This window comes from Nocardiopsis protaetiae (assembly GCF_045446735.1).
GTDB classification, from domain to species: Bacteria; Actinomycetota; Actinomycetes; order Streptosporangiales; family Streptosporangiaceae; genus Nocardiopsis; species Nocardiopsis protaetiae.
The window spans coordinates 1-2643 of record NZ_JBJJBV010000471.1 but is presented as its reverse complement, the minus strand read 5'-3'; the positions used below and the strand labels follow the sequence as shown (position 1 = coordinate 2643).

The 2643-nt window shown below is 67.5% G+C and carries 4 protein-coding genes; 2 read left to right on the top strand and 2 right to left on the bottom strand.

Annotated features, from left to right (window positions below; translation table 11 throughout):
- Positions 1-126: 126 nt before the first annotated feature.
- The gene (locus tag ACJOT3_RS33970; RefSeq protein ID WP_406977232.1) at positions 127-549 is read right to left on the bottom strand and encodes a hypothetical protein; all 423 of its coding nucleotides are present in this window, start codon (positions 547-549) and stop codon (positions 127-129) included.
- Between the two features lie 108 nt (positions 550-657).
- Positions 658-1284, bottom strand: coding sequence for an ATP-binding protein (locus ACJOT3_RS33965; RefSeq protein WP_406977231.1), 627 nt, complete (start codon positions 1282-1284; stop codon positions 658-660).
- Positions 1285-1511: 227 nt separating this feature from the next.
- Between ACJOT3_RS33965 and ACJOT3_RS33960 the strand changes: the two genes are divergently transcribed.
- Both ACJOT3_RS33960 and ACJOT3_RS33955 read left to right on the top strand, forming a co-directional pair.
- Positions 1512-2372, top strand: coding sequence for a helix-turn-helix domain-containing protein (locus ACJOT3_RS33960; protein WP_406977230.1), 861 nt, complete (start codon positions 1512-1514; stop codon positions 2370-2372).
- The coding region (locus ACJOT3_RS33955; protein ID WP_406977229.1) for a DUF397 domain-containing protein at positions 2369-2643 on the top strand (275 nt) is incomplete at its 3' end. The genes ACJOT3_RS33960 and ACJOT3_RS33955, both read left to right, overlap by 4 nt.

Genomic DNA, 2643 nt, shown 5'->3' with positions numbered 1-2643 from the left:
CCGGCCCCCGTGCCGGACGGACAGGATGCCGCCCACAACTGAGCGGGCGGGCAGGAAGAACGGGGTGAACGGCGCGGCCCCTCCCGGACGAATTCCGGGAGGGGCCGCGCCCGTGTGCGGGCGGGATCAGGTCGTGGGACGGACCTCGGTGGTGTCACCCGTCTCCCATGGCCGGGGCCATGGCCGGGCGGCGGGCGGGGCTGTGTGCGGCCACAGGGCGAGGAGGAGTGCGTCGATGTCCGGGGCCTCGATCAGGCCGGCGGGGGTGGCGGCCCAGAAGGACTGGGTGGCCTCGCCCCACCAGATGATCAGGTGGCGGTGGCGGGATTGGAGCGCGGCGGCCCGGGCGTGCTCGTGGGAGAACTCGGCGCGGTGGCCGCCCAGGCGGGGCAGCCGCTGGGCACGGCGCTCGCGACAGGAGGGGTGCTCACAGGTGGGGCAGACCGGACCGATGAGCGGGGTCCGGCGCGAGAGCAGCGGGATGGGGCGGAAATCGTCGGGACGGCGGGGCGCGGGAACGGAGGGGGTGGAGGGGATAGGGTGCTGCATCAGATCCTCTTTCCTTGCTTATGTCTGGGTTGGGTTTTGGGGGATTCAGGGCCCGGAAGAGCGCGGCAACGCTCTCCTGGGCCCGTCTCATGTCAGCGGCGGTGTTCGCTAGCCGTCGGTGCTGTTCCAGCGGCTCCCGGCCAGGTCGTAGGCCAGGCGGAACCACACCGTGCGGAACTCCGCGTTGCCGTTGTCGCCCCACGCGGAGGCCAGGGCGTCGACCAGCGCCAGGCCGCGTCCGGACTCGGACGCGGGCTCGGACTCGGACCCGGGCTCGGGCTCGAAATCGGCGGGCGGGGTGAGGTTGTTCTTCCCGGGCTTGAGGTGGGCGTCCCGCGTGCGCAGCCCGCCCCGGTCGCGGCAGGCCAGGCGCAGGCCGTCGCGGTTGCGGTGGACGAGGAGGGTGTAGGTGCCGCCGGGGCGTCCGGAGAGGCTGTGCCGGATCGCGTTGGTGGCGAGCTCCCCGCCGAGCAGGGTGAAGAGGTAGCGGTAGTCGGTGTCCTGTTCGGCGGCGCAGGTGTCGAGGAACGCCCGGACCAGGGGCAGGACGGCCGGGGTGCCCGCGAAGTGGTAGCGGCGCATCCGGTAGTTGGGCCGCTCGGGCCGGCGGGTGAAGTAGTGGCGGTGCCCCGGCTGGATGAAGCAGGAGAGGGGAACGGTGGCCTCCCCCAGCTCGGGGACGGGCGTGGGGGCGGGCCGCTGGACGGGCAGGGCTATCGGGGTGGTTGCGGGCATGACGAACACACTCCTCGGCATGACGTGAGCTGAACAGGGGTTTCGTGGCGCCCGTCGGGGGAGTCTCACGGATGCCGTGATGTGCGGAACGGGCAAGGCGTAGCCTGACCGACAGGAACCCTGTGTGATGTGCTGGTCACCGGCTACACTCCAGATAGTGCACCCGGAAATCCTTGCCTGTCAATCGAAAACTGGGATTTCCGGCAAATATTCACTAGGCTGGTCTCATGCAACGTCCACACAGTCCCACGATCCGCCTGCGGAGACTTGGCTTCGAGCTCCGCCACCTGCGGGAACGGCACAAGCTGACCCTTGAAGAGGCCTCCAAAAGGTCGGGGGTCCCCCGAACCACTCTCAGCAAGATCGAGACAGCGGAGTCCCGCCGCACACGGGCACACGACCTCGATGCCCTCGCCGACCTGTACGAGGTCAGCGATGAGACACGGGAGGCCTTCCACCAGCTCTACCGAGAGTCCAAGGAAAGGGGCTGGTGGTACCGATACAGGGAGCTTTTCGGAGTCAGCGGCCTACCGGCCTTCGAGGTCGAGGCGTCCTTCATCCGCACCTTTGAGGCCCAGGTCATTCCCGGCCTCCTACAGATTCCCGAGTACACGCGTGCCGTGTTCACAGGGACGAACTCTTATGCGGATGCTGAGATTCAGCGTCACATCGAGGCGCGCATGGAGCGCCAGACCATCTTGGCTCGTCTGTACCCGCCTGAGTACGCGGCCATCATCGATGAGGCAGCTATGCGGCGTCAGGCCGGCTCGGCCGAGGTGATGCGCGAACAGCTCCGCCATCTCGTCCACCTGGCTACACGCCAACACATCTCGATACACATCCTGCCTTTCTCAGCAGGCATGCACGCCGCGAACCTAGGCGGGTTCCAGATTATGGAGTTCAGCGATCCAGCAGACCCCACTGTCTGCTTCGCCGAAGTTCCAACCGCAGGCCTCTTCCTCGAAGACGAGGCTGAGATTCGCCGTTACGACGCCATCTGGCGCGAAGCCCATAACGCGGCACTGACAGTAGCCCAGAGCGTAAGCTTCATCAAAGATGTACTAGCGTCCATAGAGGGTGAAACGTGACAAAACTAGTCTTCCGCAAGAGCAGCTACAGCGGCGCTGGGCAGAACTGCGTTGAAGTTGCCCAGGTGCCGCCCACCTTCCGGAAGTCCAGCTACAGCGGCCACGCGCAGAACTGTGTTGAGGTGGCGCACGTCCCCGCGGGCTTCCGCAAGAGCACCCACAGCGGCGCCAGCGAGAACTGCGTCGAGGTCGCCGATCTGCCCTGTGGTGCGGCCATCCGCGACTCCAAGCGCCCCGACGCCGGGCACCTCCCCTTCCCCGCCACCGAGTG

Coding starts and splice junctions, on each gene's coding strand:
- ACJOT3_RS33970 (WP_406977232.1), bottom strand. CDS start 549: ATGCAGCACCCTATCCCCTCCACCCCCTCCGTTCCCGCGCCCCGCCGT.
- ACJOT3_RS33965 (WP_406977231.1), bottom strand. CDS start 1,284: ATGCCCGCAACCACCCCGATAGCCCTGCCCGTCCAGCGGCCCGCCCCC.
- ACJOT3_RS33960 (WP_406977230.1), top strand. CDS start 1,512: ATGCAACGTCCACACAGTCCCACGATCCGCCTGCGGAGACTTGGCTTC.